Consider the following 19,442-nt stretch of genomic DNA (forward strand, 5'->3'; position numbering starts at 1 on the left):
AGCACCAGCAGGGCCCGCCCGCGCGACTCCGCGACGTCGAGAAGCCCGGGGCGCTCGTCCCGCAGCGTCCGCACCGTCTCGTGGACGATCTCCAGTGTGGTGGGGACAGGTATGGGCGGAAGCTTCACCGCACTCTGACCGGCCTCATCACGCGAGATCAGGCGGATCACCAGGTCGCCACGATCACGGCCTGTGTGGCGCAGCAAGTAGCCCCCAGGTACCGCGCCGTCTGAAATCGCCCTCCTGATCGCCCGGCGGTAGTAGGCGCGCGTGTCCGGCGCAGGATCGGGGATGGTCAGAACCCCGTCGCCGACCTGGAGCTCGGCGATGAGGGCGGCCGTAGAGAGCTCGACAGCCGCACGGCGCTTCTTGGACTGTTCCGCATCCCCGGGGCGTGAGTCCTGACCATCGGGATCCGGCGGGTACTGACGACGCTCTAGATAGTAGCGGCCGCCTTCGGTCACCTGCGCCGACCATGAGTTTCGGCGACGGTCTACTGTGACCAGGCCCCGATCGGCCAGTGCGTAAGTGGTGCGTTTGTAGGAGTGGTCCTCCCACCTCCCGTCCGGGCACCCGTCGACCACCCACTTCAGGACCTCCATCTGGCGATCCGACAATGGTTGGTAGCGGTTGACCATGTGAACCATTGTCTCGGGGGAGGTGTGCAGGAGCTAGACAGGTTGCGAGGACAACGCGACGAGGGAGGAACGGCTGATCCCCTCGGCTCGGGCACCCCTGCGGCGAGTTACGTAGTCAGTCCGGGTTCACTCCTAGAGTGTCTTCATGACCGGTCACATGTATGTCTGGCTCCCTGAGCGCCATCTCGGCGTCGCCGCGACGCTGTCGCACGCCGACGAGCTAATCGGGTAGGTCGCCGAGCTGCCCTTCGACTACCAGACCCAGCCTGACGGCGTACTCCAGAGCTGACAGAGCTGCCTACGGGCCGGTTCAGCCGAACCGTTGTCGAACGCGTGGCTCCAATTCCGCGCAAGGTGCCGTTGCTCGTGGCCGACGCGTTGGTGGCGCTGCGGGTCGTACTCGAGCACATGCCCTTTTCCGAGGCCGAGTTCTTGGACGGCGCGCCACTGGACGAGACGGCCGCCAAGCTGGTTGAGATGCCCGCGTCAGACAGCTTCGAGAAGTTCGAGGAGTGGAAGAAGAAGCAACTCCGCAGCAGTACGCCGTCACCGTGCGCCGCGTTATGTAGCCCTTCGTGCGTCTTCGGCTTTCATCGATCCCGGTGAAACGTCCGTCGACCCGCACGGCTTTCGACCGCAAGACCGGAGCCACCATCCCGTCTGCCATTTGGCGGGATGAACCTGCTAGGGGGGGACCATGGCCGTATCGGACGCGCCGGGGCGCTTGGGATGGACTCGCCGTCTCAACCGGCCTACACCAAGGCTCCCGTGGCGCACGTCTCCAGATGTGCTTCGACTTCCTCGGGCGACGAAAACTCAGCGTGGATCCCAGGCCACCAGCGGCTTGGCTTGGCCTGATATGGCCCGTACATCCCGTCCGCCATCTTCACTCTCGTCACCAAGAGGCCGTGGCGCGCGCGGGAGAGCATGACTAGCAGCACCCGCTGTTCCTCCGTCAGAGCCGCCCCCTGGCTGTTTCGCTTGCCCGGCAGATGCCCTTCTTCCAGGCCGACGACGAACACCCAGTCGAACTGCTGGCCTTTCCCAGTGTGCGCGTTGAGCAGGTGAACGCCAGGGCCGATGGTCTGCTTGGGGTCCGAGACCCTGATCGACCTCACCGCCTCTCGGGCCGTGGTGGCGTCGCTCTGCTCCAAGGTGTTGAAAGCGTCGTCGATCAGCTCGCGAGCATCGATGTCGGCGGCGTCAACGGCGTCGAGAACCGCGACTCTTGCGTCCGCGATGCTCGCTCCGGGCGGAAGCGTGGCGACAGTCGACTGGATGAGAGCAACGATCCCCGGATCGTCGATCGCGAGGTCCCATCGACGGACCGAGAAGCTCGTCTCTCCCGCGAGGGCCTTGTCAATCGCTTCCCTGCGCCACGCGGCGCGGGTGATGATTCCGACGGATGCTTCCGGACTCCGGTTCAGGATCGCTCCCACCAGTCGCGTCAGCAGTTTTGCTTCCGACGCACGGTTCTGGAGAACTAGAGCGGCAGTGCAGCCTCTGCTCGGCCACTGCTCTGGTTGCGCGGAGGTCAGGCTCGAGCCCGGATCGACCAGTTCGCTGACCGAGTTCACCGCCTCCAGCACCTTCGGGGAAGAACGGTAGGACTCATGCAGCCTTATCGGCTGTCCACACGCCTTTCGGATCGCGGCCTCGACTTCCGCTGGCGCGGCTCCGGCCCACGAGTAGATGCCCTGGAGCGGATCGCCAGCGAACGTCCGCCGCGAGGTGCAGCTCAGCAGAGCGAGATCGAGCTGCTGCATCGAGAGGTCCTGGAACTCATCCACCAGCACAGCGCCGAAGTGGGTCTGGTAAAGCCGTGCGACCGCTGGAACGCGGAGAAGGCGCTGCGCATGCCGCAAAACGTCATCGTAGTGGAGCTGATTCGCCTCCTGGCGCGCACGTTCTACCTTGTCGGCGAGTTCTCGCTCAGGCCCGGGCCGGTACTGCTGAACGGCCGTTAGCACCTCGGCATCGGAGAGCGGGTTTCGCTTGATCTCGCTCAGGATGCGCTCGGCGTCGTACATCGCTGAACCGCCTCCGGCAGCCTCCATGGCCTTTCGCACGGTGCTGGTTTTCGGCAGCTCCAGGCTCTCCATGTCGAGGCCAATGGTTCCGCCGTGCGCGAGGACGACCTGCGTAGCGAACCCGTGGAGGTTCCGGACTACGATCTGCCGCTGTGTTCGTGCATGGCCTAGTACGGATCGGAGACGTTCTTCGAGGTTCGAACGCGCCCTCTTAGTGAAAGTCAGCGCGAGCACGCGCTGGTTCTTCTCTAGCGAGTTGATCTGATGGGCGGCACGATGCGCGAGGACCTCGGTCTTGCCACAGCCTGGCGGTGCGACGATCAGCAAATGGTCATCATCGGATGTCGCCGCATCGAGCTGTTCCCGGCTCAAGGTGAAGCCGGTCACTGCTTGCTCAGCTCATCGAGAGTGCGCAGCAGGCGCGACACGCTGCCGATCTTCTCCGCGGTCTCTGCGGTCAACACTTCAGCGATACAGGTTGCAGCGTCGACCTTTCCGTTGTTCCTGCAGAACTTCGCCACGGCGTCGGGAGCGAGATCCTCGACCGCTCCGGCAGCCGCGGCCTGCAATATCCCTTGCTCGCGACAGAACCCGCCGGCGATGAGGGCCTGTGCCGATGCTGGACCGCCGAGAGCTCGGGTGTACTCGTCCTCGAGATCGACCGCAGAGATGAACACCTTCTTGTCGACCACCGTATTCCGTTTGCCACCGAAGGCGTTGACCCAGGACCCGCTCTCGTTCTCGTCGACAAGGCCGAGAAGGGTCGGTCCGAAGCCGTCGGGCCCAAGGAGAGGGAAAACGTTCTTGAACTTGTCAGCACCGTCCAACTCGACGACAACCGCACCGAGCCGATCGAGATCGACGCCGAGAACCTCAGCCACTGCTTCCACGATTACCCGGTCGGCATCGCCTTCGACCAGGACCACGAAGCGAGCAGTGAGGGCTTCCAGGAGCCGGGGAGACCACCAATGTGCTCGAACTTTCTCGACCTTCGACAGTTTCGTGGCTCCGATCTGATGGCACTTTCCATGGCGATCGACTGCGATGACTTCCGAGGGCTCGAAACGGTGAAGGATGTACGGCGAATGGGTCACGATGACCTTCTGGTTGCCCGCCCCGCTCAGGAGATCCGCAGCTGTTCGCTGGCTGGTTGGGTGCAAATGGATCTCCGGTTCGTCGATTGCAAGCACGTTGGCAGCACCCTCGGCCAAGTCGAAGAGCGTCATAGACATGAGTTGACGTACACCGTCCGATTGCTCCATCAACGACACCTGAGCGTCACCACGGTTGAGAAAAATCGACACGTCCTGAAGCACATCGCTGGACGGGTCGGTCACGCTCCGCACTGAAAAATCCTCGCGGGTAACGCTTCGCGGCATGGCACGGCTGAGGTGCTTCGCGACTCGTTCGAGGAGCTGACCGACCGATTCGTTTCCGGACAGCTGCGCATTGAATTGATTGAGCAGAGCCTTCAGCCCCGCCTCATTCGTACCCAGATCCGCAGCCGCAAGGAGAGTTCGCACCGGGCTGTGCGCCCCATCCATCATCGACGAGCCTCGAGTAGCGCGCAGGTAGCGCCAACCGAACTCCTCCAGCTGCTCGCGGCTGGGCCCTCGCTCATGGCCGCTTTCGGGGAACCAGCGGCGCACAGTGACCGCTTCTTCGTCCTCAGGATGAGCCTCAACGATCATTTGCACCCAGAGATACTCACTGACCTGGTCCGATCCGATGCTGATCTCCGAAGGGAACGGGCGACGGTTCTTCCTGTGAAATGGGCCCACCAGGCGTTGACTACCAGAGGTTGCTCGAGATCTCGAAGGTCAGCCGGGGTTAGTGACTGATAAAGGCCGGCTGTACTCGCCCCCAACAGCAGGTTCAGCATGCGCAGGATCGACGATTTGCCGACATCGTTGGCTCCGACGATGACGGCATGTCGACGCACCCCAAGATCCAGATCCTGGATTCTGCTGTGGTTCTTGATCTCAATTCTGGACAGACGCATTTTCGGCCCGCTCCTTCAACCCCCGGGAGCGAAACCACAGCTCCAATCAATGTCCTACGAGTCATATTGAAGCATTCGGACGTGCCTCCTTCGCGGATCGCCGCGAACGACGACGGCACGGGTCTCAATTCCACGTCCAAAGAGAAGCAGGGGCATTGAAACGCCCTCGAACCGCGCTGCAATCCGACTTTCGAGGACCCGCTTGGAAATCTTCAAGTCGGGCCGCTGATCGGCGATCCTTCAACCGTCTCATCGTATTCATGGCCGGCGATGCCTCTGTGAGCATCAGCCGGAACATCAACCTCACTACGAAAAGCTTGCTATCGCCGGCCATGTCGGTGCGCTTTGGAAGGCGTACTGCTGCGATCACACGCGGCGAGATGGTGCGCGCGGCGGTGCGTGTTCCCGGGCGACCTGCCGTAAGAAAGCCGACGGGGTTCCTGTACCTTTGGTCGGGGCCGGTGCTCTGACGACGGAGGAGCTACGGCTGGCTCATGAGAAGGGCTTGGCTTCGAGAGCCCGCGCCAAGGCGTCGCTGGCCGAGATCGGCACTGAGTTCGATGATCTGGATGAGGACATGGACGAGCTCGCGGCTTGGATTCAGCGGCTCCTGGATGAGGCATCGGCCGGGTAGTCAATAGTCCTATTGTTCGAGCACCGCAGGGCTTTTCGTTATTGACCGTGCAAGGATGTACGAACTGGAAATCCGCCAAAGTCTGAGCGCACACGGAGGTCCCATGGGGGAAGTGACTTACAACGCTGAAGCTATCCATGAAAAATTCCACGACCTGGCGGAGCTACGTGCTTTCGCTCGTAAACAGATAGCGCACTGGGACCGCATTCGTCAGGAATCGTTCGAAATGAAGGCCGAGTATGTCGAGGGTGGTGGACCGATGATCTGGAGCTATACGAACCATGTAGTCGAGCTCATGCGTACTGTCCTCGACCTCTCAGCGCAGAACCGGATGATCATCGCAGTGCCTTTGATACGCCTTGTCGTTGAGAATGCCATGACCTCGATCTGGCTCTACCTCGAACCGAGCAACGCGAGGGCGGTCATCCATGAAGGATTCCGGTTAAGAAAGGCCGCCGTTGAGAACATCATCGAAACCGGGTCAGACAGCGTCGACAAATCTCAAGTGGATGAGATCAAACAAGTGCTGGACGAGTTCGCCGACTCCGACCTCCCAGGGGGTCGGCACTTTGAACAGCGGTGCCGTCAAATCTTCGACGGGCTGCCTGTCTACTGTTCGTGGCGGGTGATGAGCTCCTTCAGTCACGCCGGGATGGCAATGGGTGACTTCTATCTCGCGGAGACTGAGACGGCCCCGGGGCTTGCATTCAGGCCTGACGCCGAGCTCGAATCCCACGAAGCGTGGCTTGGCACCGCGGTCTGCATGCTGCTTGCCTCACTGAAGGCATGCAATGAGATCGATGGCAAAGGAAGTCTACGGGCGCAGGTGGAGCGCGCGGCGAAGAAAATGGGAATAACCCTGAATTTCGCTGCCGCCTAGTGCATTGCTGACTTTTGCCCGGCCGCTAGATCGGCAAACGAACCGATCAGACGTCGGCGGTGCCTGTGGAAAAATGAGCCCACGGATTGTCGCGTGAAGATTAGGGCGTCGCTTGGGGACGATGGCTGAACGACGGTTTGCGAGCCGCGAAGAGTGGGAACTCATGTACCGTCAGGGTCTGAGTACGTCGAGGATCGCTGAGATTTGCAACGTTGACACTCGTGCCGTCAATTGGACTATTGGCCGCCGGGCGCGGGAGGATCCGACGCTGAAGTCCGAGCACCTGCGCAATGCGCCGCCGCCACGGCATTCTTCGGCTTTGACGCCGCAATGGCTCGCCAGACTGCAGGAGTTTACCCAATTCGTGGAGGAGAATGGTTTCCCTCCACGGTCAAGCCCGATGGACCTGGCGGAACGCAATTTGGCTCGGTGGGTCAGGGCCCAGCGTCGTGCCGCAGGACAAGGCGTCCTGAGCGCTGAACGAGCCGAAGCTTTGGACGCTGTCGGGTCCTGGCGTACGTCCATGCGGGGCATCCGGGATTCGGACAATTGGACCCGGAACCTATCTTCGCTGGCGGACTATCTTGCCAGGCATGACCGGTTGCCGAGCTACAAAAACCGGGACGATGACGTTGAGCGGAGGCTTGGCACATGGCTTCATTCCCAGAGGCAGAAAGCCATCAACGGCCAACTGTCCGAACACCGCCGTCGGGAGCTGGACAAAGCAGCGGACGGCTGGAATACCTGGCGGCCGCGGCGGGGTACTAGTCACGAGCCTCCTGCGGCGATTCCGAGCTCCTGGACCGTGCCGCCCGGTGCACGTGATGGGAGAGCCCTTCGCGGGTATCCGTCCGTGTTTTGCGGCGGGCGTTCGTGATGTGGTTCTCAACGGTCCGTATGCTGACTCCGAGCCGCGAGGCGATCTCCCTGTTGTCCAGATCCCCGGCCAGCAGGGCGACTTCCGCCTCGCGCTTGGTGAGACCTTGAACCGCGGTTCCGGGAGTCACGACCCTGGTCTGGTCTTCGCGGGAGTATTTTTTGCTGAGCGACCCGATGGCAGCCTCGGTCCCTTGTGCCGGGCTGAAGTCATCGACGGGGCTCCTCGCGCGTGAGCCGCGGGCCTGGTTCCTGAGGCAGTCGGCGATCAACGGAGGAAAGACGGACGCAGTGACGGCTCCGTTGGAACCTGCATCCACCGCGAGGAGGCCGCGGTGCTCCAATCGGTCGAGCACGTCAGCTCCGATCGTGGTGCGATGGTCCAGACGCCAAGAACCGGTGATCGCTATGGTGCGCAATGCGGTGCGCTCATCGCGATCCAGGCCGTAAAGCAGGCCCTCGACGGTGCCGTGAAGATGTTCGTTCATCAGGGTGTTGCCATTGATGTGCCAGGAGCCGTCCCGGAGTGTGAGCCTTTCGCTCAGCACGGCACTTTCAATGATCCTGGCCACGAGACGAGGGTTGCCGCCGGACCACGAAAAGACCCGTGCGACGACGTCATCATCGGCCGGCGCGCCGAGGATTTCCGCGCTGACAGCCTCGACCTGCTCATAACGGAGGGGCTGGAGCGGGACGGCGATACCGGGCCAACAATCCAAACCAAGCAGAGGCGTGGAACTGAACGGGATATCGCTCATCGTCATGATGATGGGCCTCTGCGTGCGTTCCCGGGCGACCTCGATAACAGCCAGAGTCTCGCTGTCCAGGTTTTCGATGCCATCGACAACGATGAACCGGGGTCCTTGTTGTGCCAGCAGCCCCGACAACACGTCGGACAGGCCGACGATGCCCGAAGCCCGGTGGCGCTGCCCCAAGTCCAAGGAGTCGAGGCCGGCAAACGGGAAGCCTTTGAGGGAACGCATTGCAAAGATGCTGTAAACGTTCGCGCCTCGGTTTTCCAGGTGGTCGACAACCTTCCTTGCCACCGTGGTTCTGCCGCTTCCTGGTGCTCCGATGACCCGAACACTGAAACCCCGGCGGGCAAACTCCAGAATGCGGGTGGTCTCCCGCTCAAACAGCACCGTGATCGCCCCTCCAGATTCCACTGATCCCCAAAACCACGGGGTCCTTCAGATGATATGTGCGGGGTAGGGCCGTTGAGTGTCGAAATTATGGAATTAGGTGGCGAACCGGGTCCAAATGAGTGGTCGGTGGTGGCCGCACAGTCTTAACCGGGCAGGGCCAACTCACGTCAGAGGTGCAAAGTCGTGGTCAGACAACAGTCCCGAGCGTGGGGCACCGCGTCGACTTCAAACACCAATTCAGTTGTCAACAAACTTCTCGCGGCAACCGCTACCTGACCTGGTCAGAATGTCGGGAACACCCCGAAGCTCGCGCCTGGAGCGTGCTTCGTCCGAAAGGTTTCGAGAGGTGTCAGTACGTCGAAGGTCTCATGGATGAGCTGATTTGCAGGGAGTGATTCCCGCCCGAGTATCTCGGTCACTGACTGTCGTACGCTCCAGGTTGCAAGCTCCGGATCGTTGGCAATCTTCATCAACGCATCACCCACGGTCTGGGGGTCGAGGGAGGCAATGAGCTCGATGTCCTCCAATGACGCGGTCAATACCGGTAACTCGTTTGTCCCGAAGCGCTCACGCAGTTCAACATGATTAGCTCCGAACATCGGCTCAGCCGTTACGACCAGCCCGAGCAGGGGACGGTCAGAAGGGACATGAGCGAAGGCCGGGTTTCCTTCCCTGATCTGGGCCGCGTTTTTTCCGAGCTGGTCGTAGGCATGACTAACGTAGCGGTCCAGCAGCTCATCGGCCGCGCCCGTCCCCGCCTTGGCGTCCAGACTCATCCGCGCAGACTTGCATTCGATCAGGATGGTGGCGGCGGGGGTGATGAGGAACCAGTCGGATGACCGCATTTTCCCCGTTCGGTTTTTGCGCCATTCAAACTCTGGAAGTACCTGGTGTTTACCGGTGTGCTGCAACTGCATACCCGTGTAAGCCTCGAGCCTTGCACCAAATGCCTGACCGAACGCGTTTCCCCACCTTTTGACACCCCGATAGTAAAGGTTTTCGGTGGAGAACGCCCGCAGAACAAACTTCGGCTGTGGTGCGTACCGGACACCGTCATCAAAAGCCACGAATGGTCGCTCGACCAGCGGATTGAACGCGTATCGCTGCAGTGAGTTCGGCAACTGCCGGACTTCTTTGGCCCGTGCCTTTGCAACAGGAACCGTTGTCGTCAAAAGATCAAGGACCCGGTTCATGTCCGCCCCGGAAACCAACCCCTCCAGTGGCTCGTAGGCCGCTGAGTTCGGGAACTTTGGGTCGACTCTGCCATGATTGCTTGCTGCCCATGCGCACAGCATGAATGACGCGGTGATGGCTAAACGCAGCGGGAGGCCGAGGTGCTCCTCCCAGTCAGGTCCCGAGGGGATCCGATACTGCTCCGGGACCTCAGTCTGCGTGTAGAGAAGGTAGGACCGCGCCATTTCTTGCATCTCGTCCTTCTGGTAGAAGGACTGCTCGTAAACATATCCGGAGATCATGGCAAAGATGTCAGCGACGAGTCTTTCATCCGGCTCGTAAACATCATTGAGGATGTTTCGCATCCATATGATGGCCTGGTCGTCAACCTTTTTGTACCGGTGCTCGTCGCTGTAGAGCAGACAATCTCTGGCCATGGCAGCGTACGCCCACGGCGGTACGCCCTTGGCCCACTTCGCCACGTCCTTCTCATAGACCTGGAGGGCAGCGGCCGCCGCGACCGCAGGGATCAGCTCGGATGGTGCATGGCGTCGGGTGGCCTGCCGAAACTCCGAATAACGTGTCATGCGGCCTCGCCCCCAACTTCTCTACCCACAGGGACAGATTCTATCGTCACCATGCTTCTGATGCTGGGTTCTCGGCACCTTGGAGTAAGTCGTATATTTGCGCCGCGACGGCTCGCGGGCACGGACGCTACCGGCAGGTATCATCGGGGCCATGGTCTCCCAACGCGCAATCTTCGTCGATGCAGGTTTCCTTCTGGCCGTAGGCGGGACACAGATTGCGGGGACCTCGCTCCGGTCCGCTTTTCGCGTCAATTTCGAGAAGCTGATCCAGGGCATCATGAAGTGCACGGAAGAACATTCCGGGCTGGATGTGCTGCGGACGTACTGGTATGACGCGTCCAAGGACGCGTTGTTCACCGATCAGCACAAGCAGATCGGCCTCCTGCCCGGCGTGAAGGTCAGGCTCGGAAGGATCTCGTTCAACGGAGAGCAGAAGGGCGTCGACCTGAAGCTGGGCCTGGACCTGGTCGGGGTGGCCCGCAACCGGGCAGCCTCGGTTGCCTACCTTGTATCCGGTGATGACGACCTGGCCGAAGCCGTCGAAGAAGCCCAGGACCTGGGCATGAAGGTCGTCCTGGTCGGTGTCGCGGACTCGGCGCACCGTCTCGGGGTGATGTCAGTCGCCGAGCACCTGGCGCTGCGGGTGGACAGCATCATCACCCTGCCCGCTGAGCTGATTGATGAGTGCTTCACCAGGATCGTCCAGGATGCCCCGCGGCCGGCTCTTGCGTTTCCTGCCCACACCGGGCATCCGTTGCCGCGTCCGGTACCGAAACCGACAGCATCGGCGGCAAAGCCCGGGCCGCCAACGCGTCCGCTTCATCATGCTCTCCAGCGCCCACATCCGGCAGGGGTACAGGCAGGGGCGCATCTGGTGTACAGCTCCGGAGGGACCGATTCGACCGTCGTCCCCGAAGACAGCCCCATGGACGTGGCCCAGGAAGTCGGTGAGAGCGTCGCGGCAAGCTGGTACGGCTCGGTGACCCAAGGCGAGTTGAATGAGCTACTCGCCGACAGGCCCATCCTTCCCGTCGAGATCGACCGGGTTCTCCTGAAAGACTGCGCGCAGAGGATCGGCGAATACAAGACCGACCTGCAGGCGGTCCGCAAAGCATTGCGCCTGGCGTTCTGGGAAAAACTGGACGCACTCATTTGAGGTGCGGATTCTACTTCGAACCAATCAGCAGGAGTTCATCGAAGGAACGAAACCAGGAGCCATGAAGAATTCATGACAGACGACAGAAGGAAGGCGGCTCTCCGGACCCTGTCACGGTTCGTGCTACGCGCACCTGATTCAGGAGCATTCGCTCGCTGCAGACAAGAGAGTCCTGGAGAAACATGCTGTGTGGACGTTGAGCTTCAATCTCATTGTGAACCATGTAACAGGCGAAAAATCCGTGCAGATGAAGCCCGCTCCATTGTTGCCTACCGAGCAGGTCGAATCTGCTGCGGCACGGGTCCGTCCCTTGTTTCTCAAAGAGGATGGCGTGCATTACGACAAAGTCCTCAATGCGCTGGCCGAGATCGTGTCAGCCTCATCCGAACACAAAAAGGAAGTCGAAGAACTTAGGTCAAAGTTCCGGATCGCCGACCCGGATTACCCTAACGGCCGCCCCAAGGCCCCGCGTTCCGAGCCGAGCATTTCCAACAAAGAAATGGCCGGGGCCTGGCTATACGGTCACTTGCTGCATGAGGATGAATTGCGGCGGTCCTATGGAAAAGGGATCAGCGCGGAGGAGATGCTGCTGAACGCGACAAAGACCGTGTGCGGCGAGATGCTGGCCGCAATCGAGACGCTCCACCTAATTGAGCGCCTCGTCGTCAGCGGGTCACTGGGGCTCCCCGAAGAATTATTCGAGAAGCGTGTGACGGTTACGGCAAAGGAATGGGCACCGACTGTCGTTAACGTTTACGTCGCGGACGTCGGCACGCCTATGCCATCAAGCCTGACCGAACAGCTGGGCAGCGACTGGAGCGACGTCTATGACGCGTTTGGACTCGGGCAAGACAGCACTCCACAGATTGAGGGGAGGAATGTGCCATGACCGGATCTCACTCCGGAGGTCACTATGAAGAAAAGTGGCGTGCAGGAATTTCCCTTTGGATTAGATCTCCCCCGTCAGCTGCGGGGTGTACAGGCCTACACTGACGCCATGGCTGAGAGTTTGCCACGGTCGTTGCGTCCTCCTGTCGCCCTGGCGTTGGCACGGGCAGTGGAGACAATCCCTTCCGCGGGTGCCCTGCCTGGCGACTTGGTCTTTGAGCCCAAATGGGATGGCTTCCGGGAGTGTGCCTTGATTGGGGCGGACGAAGTGTCGTTGTTCTCGCGGCAAGGTAGGGATCTCTCGAGGTACTTCCCTGAACTGATCTCGGCTTTGGGACATCAGGTGCCACCGGGTGTGTGCTCGATGGTGAGGCGGTCATCTGGTCCGGGGGCCGGCTGGATTTCGAGGCGCTGCAGCGCCGCCTAGTTGCCTCCAAGGCAGGCCTCGCCGGGATGGTGCGGGAGCTACCTGCTTCGTATGTGGCCTTCGATCTCCTTGCTGTGGCCGGCCATGACATCAGGGAAGTTGTATGGTCCCGTCGTCGGGAGCTTCTGGAAGAACTCGCGCGCACGTGGGTTCCGCCGCTGAACCTCTCCCCGACCACAACAGACAGGGAGCTCGCGGAGGAGTGGTTTCGGAACCTGCCCTCAACAGGGTAGAAGGCCTGATGATCAAGGGCTCGGAGCAAGCTTTTGAGGCGTCCCGGATCTGGTTGAAGGTTAAGCGACGCAATAACCTGGATGTGGTGGTTGCCGCGGTGACAGGATCCATTGGCCGTCCTTCAACCGTGGTGGTGGGGCTGCCGATGTACGGGCGGTTGCGGATAGTGGGCCGTTCCTCTGTTCTGAGTGCTGCAATGTCCAGGAACCTCGGCAGGTATCTGCGCCGGCCTGTGGGGAATCACCCCTGGCCCGAAGAGATCCCGGCGACATGGTTGGACCGGTTCAGCAAGGACAGGGAGCCGGTCCGGCTGACCTTGGTGGAGCCGATTGTTGTTGAGGTCTCGGCGGACGTGGCCTGGTCAGACAGGGCCTTCCGCCATTCTGTGCGCGTGCTGCGGGCGCGCCCGGATCTGGACCCCGCCGATGTCACCATTCCTGAGAAACTGGAGCCTCCATTGCCCTAGGCAAAGCAGAGTCCTAGGACTTCCCTCAGGGACCAACCTTCGCGGGAAAGGGTCGCCAGCCTCTGCCCGTACCATGGCATACCCCCGGAAACTGGGTTGCTGGTGACAGCCTCAGGAACGAAGCGTTACTTGTCCGGTTTGAAGACGAACATCGTAGATGTTGTGCCTTAGACCGGTGCTCGTTTCACACGACAACGCAATATCCTCGGTGCCAGGCTCCGGAGTCCGACGTAGGGAGAGCTCTGCTTCCAGAACTCCGCCTTGAGGAAGGTCACCAAGGTCAAGAACCTGTTGTGACTCGCCTCCTGAGCCCCTGCGGATTAAACCCCGGATGGTCCGGCGGTCATCGGTTGAGTCGCCGGCATAAATCCGTACGTTCTCGACGTCAGGCCCATGTTTCGAATCTGGAGTACCAAGGGGTCCGCCTCTGGCTCTGCGATGTGGAGCCAGAATTCGGTGTCCGGACCGGAGCTCGGGCCCTGAGCCAGCGCCTCGTCCAGCCCCTGGGCGGCCTTCTTCCTGATCACGTTCATTCTGGGCGGAAGCGGCTCGGACCCTGGTCCGTATGAGCTGATCAGGCCATTTACCAAGTCTGATTGGAAGCCGCCTGGAAACCTGGGCCAGGACGGATCAACCACTGTCAATGAACGTTCCGCCCCGGTGTTGATCCAGTTTCGAATGACGGCGTTGACGTGGTTGTCCGCGAAAGAATATCCGACCACCACCAAGCGGTCTGCTCTTTCGAGCCGGCGCTCAAACTCGCGCATCAAGGCGAGCGTCGGGCCATCGCCTCCGAGCTTTTCCCTGTCACCGATGACGATGGCGGGAGAGTAGTTGCTTGAGGGGTCTGTCTTGGTGACTGCTTGTGTCCGGATCAGTCTTTCGGATTTGGTTGGGTCCGGTTTGTTCAGCCTGTAGGACCAGTCGATAGAGCCATGAAGCTTAAAGAGTCTGATTTGCTTGGTTTTTTCATCGAAGACGATGGGGTGTCCGGGTATCCATTTGTCCATTCCCGTTTCGACCGGCACGCCGACTTTGGAGCACATTGTCTCGAGGGTCAGGTCATAATTCAACGTGGCAATATCAAGACCGTGTTTCTGGTTCCTGGCCAGATTGGCTAGCGGCTCGAGATAGGTTACGTCCTCATGTTGGGAGAGGACGGTGCATACTGCCGGGAGGAGTTTGTTTTCCAGCTTCCGGTATACGGATCCGTCTCCTGGGCGGACGGCAGCTCGCGCAATACTTGAAATCAGATGCGTCAGGCTGGTGCTGGATCCGCGCTCTCCCGTGAGCGTGGAAGTGATCGACTCGATGATCTCGCGGTCCAAGGACTCCACAGGGTGGGCGTCGACACCTTCTACGCCAGGAAGCCAACTTGAAACGAACGGTGCTGCTTCGTGTTCAGCCCGTTCGCTAAGGAGCCGAACTGCTGAGAACATCTTCTCCACATTGATGCCGGCATATGGGGACTCCCCAGCTGAACCACGATGACCAATCATTGCGCTGCAAACAAAATGCAGGGCGTCGAGGACGGACCGGTCATATGTCAGCTGCTCGCCAAGTTTCTCGACGAGGAGCTTAGTGAGGTCGGTTGACATGGGCAATCCGGCGTCGACAGAAGCTCCCGCCCCCAAAAGGACCGCAATGCGTTTTTCAGTCATTATCTCCTCAGCCATTCGTTGCTCTCATCACCCACGAGCCGAGACCGAGCTTCCAGCCATCCTAAACCTGCCGTCCGTTCAACCTGGACGTACGCGCACGTACAAACCTTTCACCGATGTGGCACTGCCTGTTGTCGAGAATCACAAAGCTCTCGGCAAAGCGGTGGGCGCAGGCCACTGGCGTGATCCACGATGTTTCCGCGTCGGGTGACGGCTTCACTCGCAGTCAGTCTGTGGGCAACTGTCGAGCGCGGGTACGCTCTGGAACCACGAGGCTTCCATTTGCCCGGCCGTCAGTGACCGTCAGCCGGGCCTCCTTGACGAAAAAATCGAATGGGCCGTGTGCCTCCCATAGAGCCCATTCGGGATACAAGTCCGGCATCTTCTCAAGGCGACACCACCTATCGAAATCCGCGTGGAGCAGACGACCATACGTCAAGTCGTAGTAAATGTCCTGTTCGCCGTGGGATGTTTGTTGCTCTCCGACGCCGACAACGAACGAGCTCGTGCTTTTCCAGCATCGGCAAAATCCGATTTGCGGGTTGCTGCATTTCTCTTGGAAACTTCGACAAAGGCGGGAGTGGAACAGGTCACGATTGCGTCGTAGATCTTTGGAAGGTAGACAGAGTCTTTCTTCGTGATGAACTTCCGCAGGAGCATGGCGCGTATCTGGTTGCCCATGTGCGCAGCTTGATCCCGGCTGCCTCCGATATTGAATTCCTTTATTTCGGGCAACATGGCGTCGAATGCCTCGTACTCAAGCGCCACAGTTTCGAACATCAGCAGCAACTCGCCTGGGGTTGGATCATCTGTCATGAGGCTGAGCGTAGCGGACACCGGGGCGCGGCCCCGGTTGTCTTGGCCAATCTCACAAGCCTTTTCTAACGTCAAGGCAAAGAGACGGTTGGCTAGGAGACTAGCCAGCTGCGACACGGGTTGTACACATGGCCATGCCTTTCGGAACTCAGGCCGCGAATGGTTTCCATGACTACTCATACCCCAGAAGGCCAATCGAATCCTCAAACGAGTAGTCGCTACTCGCGTCTGCGCCGTCCCGGCCGAATAGTATCCAAGGCGTTGGTCGGGGTACTTGTCCCATCCGTGCGGATCCTTTTTCAGCTCGAAACCCGAGGCTTTCAATAATTGCTGACTAGTTCCCCTCGTGTGGCATGCAGGCGGTCGTCGTAGGTGCGCCCCCAAACAGGAAGTCCTATTACCGGAAGGCACGATCGTGTTTGCATTGCGTCGAGCTATGAGGGCGGGAAGAAACAAGGGCCACGGTTGCCGCCCGGGGAACGGGGTAAGTCGACAGAATGCCGTGAACATCCGCGCCCAATCTTGGCGCAGAATCGCCGCCGTTTTGGTCGCCATCATGTTCTCAATGGGTTTCGTTCTCGCACCACAGAGCGCTTTCGCAGCCATTGGATCTGCCGCCAAGCCGTCGCCGGCGGTCGTGCCGCGCGGTGATTGTCCGGCCGTGATTTTCATCGGGGCTCGTGGTTCTGGAGAAAAGGATCTCGCGGCAGAGTCCGGTCTAGGCCCGGAGCTCAACGATTTATACCAGCAGATGGCGAAAGACCTGAGCGGAAAGCTGAAGGTTAGTCCACACTCCGTGGTATATGCGGCCGCTAGTGTTGACGTGCTGACGCTATCAAAGAACGAACAAAACGTTCTCGCCGCACTTCTCCCGTTTGGAGGAGCGGGTGTAACAGCGTTCACCGTGTATTACGTCAAATATCACCTCGACTTGTATCTGGCGAGCATCAACGAAGGTCTCAAGGTTGCCACGGCAGACCTATCGGCCGATGCGGCCGTATGCCCTGATGCTCGGTTTGTCTTGGGCGGCTACTCTCAAGGCGCACTGGTCATGCATGAGCTTCTGCTTAACCTGAGCGACAACGCCAACAAGGGCGACGCTGCGAGCCAGGCACTCTTGCGTCGCATCACTGCGACAGTACTTATCGCAGACCCCGCAAAGAAGAGCAATACAGCGGCGATGCACTTCGGTACCGCTCCACTTTCAGCCCAAGGCATCAAGAGCTTTCTAACCGCGGGGGACCGGGATGTGCCGACACCGTCAAGCACCTATGACCTGTGCAACCTAGGCGACTTCGTCTGTGACTTCTCTTTGGCAACACTCGTCGACAAGGCAAGCTTCAAGGCCGGCATCAACGTCCATATCAACAGCTATGAAGGCAAGAACAAAAACACAGCAAATGCGCTGGTTACGAATACTGGCTCAAAAATCGCCGGTACACTGCTAAGCCAGCTTCCCGGTGTCGTCGACCATCTCAGCATCGCGCCCGCCACCGCGACGGTGACTGTAGGCACATCCCAGGCCTACACGGCTACTGCCGTCGATCCGTTCAACAAACCGCTGGGAGATGTTACTGCCGAGACCACATTTGGAATCTCACCTGATGGAAGCTGCCAAGGGGCCGTGTGCACACCGGCCCTTCCTGGGCCTCACACCGTCAAAGGAGTGAGAAACCTTGTGAGCGGCACAGCCACACTTAGCGCACTACCCGCCTCGGGAGCCAAATGGACAGCGGCAGGCAACATGGTCTCGACGAGATCGGGAAACACTGCCACACTCCTTGATGATGGCCGTGTCCTTGTTGCCGGCGGTACCGGTGCCGGGAATGTATTCCTGCAGCAGGAAGAAATATTTGACCCTAAGACGGGGCTTTGGTCATCAGCCGGCTCAATGGCTCAATCACACCACGGTCACACGGCGACAAAGCTCCAATCGGGCAAGGTCCTCGTTGCAGGCGGTGGCGACCTTGATGGAGCCGCGGCGGAGCTCTTCGACCCGGTTGCTGGCACCTGGTCAGCCACCGGAAGCCTTTCCGCACCGCGACGCGGTCATACCGCAACGTTACTCAACGACGGTCGCGTGCTTGTCGTTGGCGGCCAGATAAGCGGTATCCCAACGGCTACCGCCGAGATTTACGATCCGGCCCTGGGTACCTGGTCGGCGACAGGCTCCATGTCGACCGCGAGAGACTCGCATTCTGCCTCTCTGCTGGCAGACGGCAGTGTACTGGTGGCAGGGGGCTCCATATCAAAGCCAGGAACGTCGGAAATCTTTGACCCTAAGACGGGAACATGGTCGCAAACCGGGACGATGACAGGTGAACGTCGCGGGCAGAATGCGGCTATTCTTCCAAACGGCAGAGTGTTGGTCTTCGGCGGAATCAATCTGCTTGGACCACTCTCAACCGCCGAAATTTACAACCCCGATACCCGAACCTGGGCAACGACCGGAAGCATGCAAGCACCGCGTGCGGACGGCGCGTCCTCGAATCTTCCCAACGGACAAGTGCTCGTGGCTGGCGGCTTCGGCTCCGCTGCATCTGGCGGTCTGACCGCCGGGAACCCGCGGTTGAGTACCGCCGAGATCTATGACGTCACGACCGGCTCCTGGACCACCACGGCACCGCTTCCCGTTGCTTCTCTTATTGGACGGCTGACCCTACTACCTGACGGAACAGCCTTGGCGTCAGGCCTATCTGAAGCCTCATCGATCGCAGGAGGGCCAGACGTGCCACTGGAGCCGTTGCTCTACGTGCCGGCCCAGTAAGTAGCAACTTGCGTGGGACTACCCCTGGCGGCGGTGAAGAACTGCTCACAGATGGCCACGTTGCATCCCTGGGTTTAAGAGATGGCTGGAGGGTGGCGGTCAGTGGAAACCGTGAGCTTCTCGGATGGATCGTCATCGAGGAACACGGCTTCGTGGCCGTGGATTTGCTCGACCAAGAGGCGAACAGATGTTGTCGACCGGCTGGCTGCCGAGGAAACGCTCGATGCTGCGGGGATAGGTACCTCGCTGAGGCGTATGAGCTATTCGCGCGCCAGGAGCTAGACCATGCCGAAATCCGGTTTCCGGACCATCTGGCCGGGTCATAGAAGGTCGAACTGTTTGTCATGCCGACATCTGCTGCAACGTTCCCGGGACGACGGTGTTCCTGGTCGCGCGACTGTCGACGCGGCCTCGGTGTTTTCCCCGGTGGGGGGGGGTGTCAGGGTCGGTGAGGATGAGAAAGCAGCCGGTCGTCAGAGCGTCCCGTCGCATTTGGAGCCGTTCGAGTACCCAGAGGGCGTGCGGAGTACTTGGGCGAGGGTCTCTACCGGCACGAAGATGGATTGCCCACCGCCCCCCGCGTAAGCGACACCCACGAGCAGACCTCCGTCGTTGACGACTGGGCTTCCGGAGCTGCCGGGCTCGATGGGGGCGTCGCTGTAGATCATAGGAAGCGAGGACCAGCCGATTGGATCGGGACCGTACCTCAGGATGTGACCGTTTGTTGTGGTGAGTTCACCTCCAAGCGGGTAGCCCACCACCGACACTTTCGCGCCTGCAGGCGGGTTGGATTGGGCCAGCTGGATCGTGGCGGGAAGAGCTTCAGTCGTCCATACGATGGCGAGATCGGCGATTATGACGGCACCGACAGCGTTGACCCTGATGTCCTGGCCGTCATAGGTGCTCACCTGGAGCACAGTCGCGCCGCCGACGACATGGCGGTTCGTGACGAACACATGGTCGGCGATGGCGAACCCGGACCCCGATGAGAGTCCACCGCAGCCGATATTGCGCACCCTCAACGCAGCCTTCTCGTACTTGCTGAATCCGGCGACTGTGACC

At 60.3% G+C, this 19,442-nt stretch carries 17 protein-coding genes and 1 pseudogene; 9 read left to right on the forward strand and 9 right to left on the reverse strand.

Annotated features, from left to right (window positions below):
• Nucleotides 1-602: hypothetical protein (locus AHiyo1_RS25125; protein ID WP_216363295.1), on the reverse strand; the 602-nt coding region annotated here is incomplete at its 3' end.
• A 402-nt stretch (nucleotides 603-1,004) separates the two neighbouring features.
• Here AHiyo1_RS25125 and AHiyo1_RS25820 point away from each other — a divergent pair.
• Complete coding sequence (locus AHiyo1_RS25820) at nucleotides 1,005-1,244, forward strand: hypothetical protein (protein ID WP_216363296.1); 240 nt, start codon at nucleotides 1,005-1,007, stop codon at nucleotides 1,242-1,244.
• 146 nt (nucleotides 1,245-1,390) lie between these two features.
• Here the strand turns inward: AHiyo1_RS25820 and AHiyo1_RS22505 are convergent, their stop codons facing one another.
• From AHiyo1_RS22505 to AHiyo1_RS28435, 3 genes are read right to left on the reverse strand one after another with little or no spacing between them, the layout of a single operon-like run.
• On the reverse strand, nucleotides 1,391-3,040 hold the full coding sequence (locus tag AHiyo1_RS22505; RefSeq protein WP_216363297.1) for a UvrD-helicase domain-containing protein: 1,650 nt from the start codon (nucleotides 3,038-3,040) through the stop codon (nucleotides 1,391-1,393).
• An 11-nt stretch (nucleotides 3,041-3,051) separates the two neighbouring features.
• Nucleotides 3,052-4,359, reverse strand: coding sequence for an ATP-dependent nuclease (locus AHiyo1_RS22510; protein WP_216363298.1), 1,308 nt, complete (start codon nucleotides 4,357-4,359; stop codon nucleotides 3,052-3,054).
• Complete coding sequence (locus AHiyo1_RS28435; RefSeq protein ID WP_216363299.1) at nucleotides 4,356-4,670, reverse strand: AAA family ATPase; 315 nt, start codon at nucleotides 4,668-4,670, stop codon at nucleotides 4,356-4,358. Before AHiyo1_RS28435 ends, AHiyo1_RS22510 begins: the two co-directional genes overlap by 4 nt.
• 505 nt (nucleotides 4,671-5,175) lie before the next feature.
• Between AHiyo1_RS28435 and AHiyo1_RS27780 the strand changes: the two genes are divergently transcribed.
• From AHiyo1_RS27780 to AHiyo1_RS28440, 3 genes are all read left to right on the forward strand, one after another.
• Entirely contained in the window at nucleotides 5,176-5,304 is a 129-nt protein-coding gene (locus tag AHiyo1_RS27780) for a hypothetical protein (RefSeq protein WP_275937096.1), read from the forward strand.
• 103 nt (nucleotides 5,305-5,407) lie between these two features.
• Nucleotides 5,408-6,184 (forward strand): hypothetical protein, encoded by a 777-nt coding sequence (locus AHiyo1_RS22520; protein WP_059390074.1) that lies wholly within the window; start codon nucleotides 5,408-5,410, stop codon nucleotides 6,182-6,184.
• Between the two features lie 163 nt (nucleotides 6,185-6,347).
• The gene (locus AHiyo1_RS28440) at nucleotides 6,348-7,061 is read left to right on the forward strand and encodes a helicase associated domain-containing protein (protein WP_445286256.1); all 714 of its coding nucleotides are present in this window, start codon (nucleotides 6,348-6,350) and stop codon (nucleotides 7,059-7,061) included.
• Here AHiyo1_RS28440 and AHiyo1_RS22530 read toward each other — a convergent pair.
• Both AHiyo1_RS22530 and AHiyo1_RS22535 read right to left on the reverse strand, forming a co-directional pair.
• Complete coding sequence (locus AHiyo1_RS22530; RefSeq protein WP_253257567.1) at nucleotides 6,949-8,226, reverse strand: LuxR C-terminal-related transcriptional regulator; 1,278 nt, start codon at nucleotides 8,224-8,226, stop codon at nucleotides 6,949-6,951. The genes AHiyo1_RS28440 and AHiyo1_RS22530 overlap by 113 nt on opposite strands.
• 260 nt (nucleotides 8,227-8,486) lie before the next feature.
• Nucleotides 8,487-9,965: a hypothetical protein gene (locus tag AHiyo1_RS22535; protein ID WP_059390076.1), complete on the reverse strand. Its 1,479-nt coding sequence runs from the start codon at nucleotides 9,963-9,965 to the stop codon at nucleotides 8,487-8,489.
• Nucleotides 9,966-10,116: 151 nt separating this feature from the next.
• On the opposite strand from AHiyo1_RS22535, the gene AHiyo1_RS22540 reads away from it, so the two are divergent.
• From AHiyo1_RS22540 to AHiyo1_RS27635, 4 genes and pseudogenes are all read left to right on the forward strand, one after another.
• Complete coding sequence (locus AHiyo1_RS22540; RefSeq protein WP_059390077.1) at nucleotides 10,117-11,121, forward strand: NYN domain-containing protein; 1,005 nt, start codon at nucleotides 10,117-10,119, stop codon at nucleotides 11,119-11,121.
• Between the two features lie 187 nt (nucleotides 11,122-11,308).
• Nucleotides 11,309-12,010 carry a hypothetical protein gene (locus tag AHiyo1_RS22545; RefSeq protein WP_059390078.1) on the forward strand — a complete coding sequence of 234 codons (702 nt, stop codon included), beginning with the start codon at nucleotides 11,309-11,311 and terminating at the stop codon, nucleotides 12,008-12,010.
• Between the two features lie 108 nt (nucleotides 12,011-12,118).
• A pseudogene (locus tag AHiyo1_RS27630) lies at nucleotides 12,119-12,669 on the forward strand (ATP-dependent DNA ligase).
• Between the two features lie 8 nt (nucleotides 12,670-12,677).
• Nucleotides 12,678-13,136: a hypothetical protein gene (locus AHiyo1_RS27635; RefSeq protein WP_253257568.1), complete on the forward strand. Its 459-nt coding sequence runs from the start codon at nucleotides 12,678-12,680 to the stop codon at nucleotides 13,134-13,136.
• Nucleotides 13,137-13,456: 320 nt separating this feature from the next.
• On the opposite strand, the gene AHiyo1_RS22555 is transcribed toward AHiyo1_RS27635, so the two are convergent.
• Together AHiyo1_RS22555 and AHiyo1_RS22560 are read right to left on the reverse strand one after the other, a co-directional pair.
• Nucleotides 13,457-14,797 carry an SIR2 family protein gene (locus AHiyo1_RS22555; protein WP_059390079.1) on the reverse strand — a complete coding sequence of 447 codons (1,341 nt, stop codon included), beginning with the start codon at nucleotides 14,795-14,797 and terminating at the stop codon, nucleotides 13,457-13,459.
• A gap of 435 nt (nucleotides 14,798-15,232) precedes the next feature.
• Nucleotides 15,233-15,613 carry a hypothetical protein gene (locus tag AHiyo1_RS22560; RefSeq protein ID WP_148667723.1) on the reverse strand — a complete coding sequence of 127 codons (381 nt, stop codon included), beginning with the start codon at nucleotides 15,611-15,613 and terminating at the stop codon, nucleotides 15,233-15,235.
• A 502-nt stretch (nucleotides 15,614-16,115) separates the two neighbouring features.
• On the opposite strand from AHiyo1_RS22560, the gene AHiyo1_RS22565 reads away from it, so the two are divergent.
• The gene (locus tag AHiyo1_RS22565; protein WP_059390081.1) at nucleotides 16,116-18,380 is read left to right on the forward strand and encodes a kelch repeat-containing protein; all 2,265 of its coding nucleotides are present in this window, start codon (nucleotides 16,116-16,118) and stop codon (nucleotides 18,378-18,380) included.
• A 473-nt stretch (nucleotides 18,381-18,853) separates the two neighbouring features.
• Here AHiyo1_RS22565 and AHiyo1_RS22570 read toward each other — a convergent pair.
• A partial coding sequence (locus AHiyo1_RS22570; protein WP_059390082.1) for a S1 family peptidase occupies nucleotides 18,854-19,442 on the reverse strand: 589 nt, incomplete at its 5' end.

The sequence above is a fragment of the Arthrobacter sp. Hiyo1 genome, assembly GCF_001263615.2.
Classification (GTDB): Bacteria; Actinomycetota; Actinomycetes; order Actinomycetales; family Micrococcaceae; genus Arthrobacter.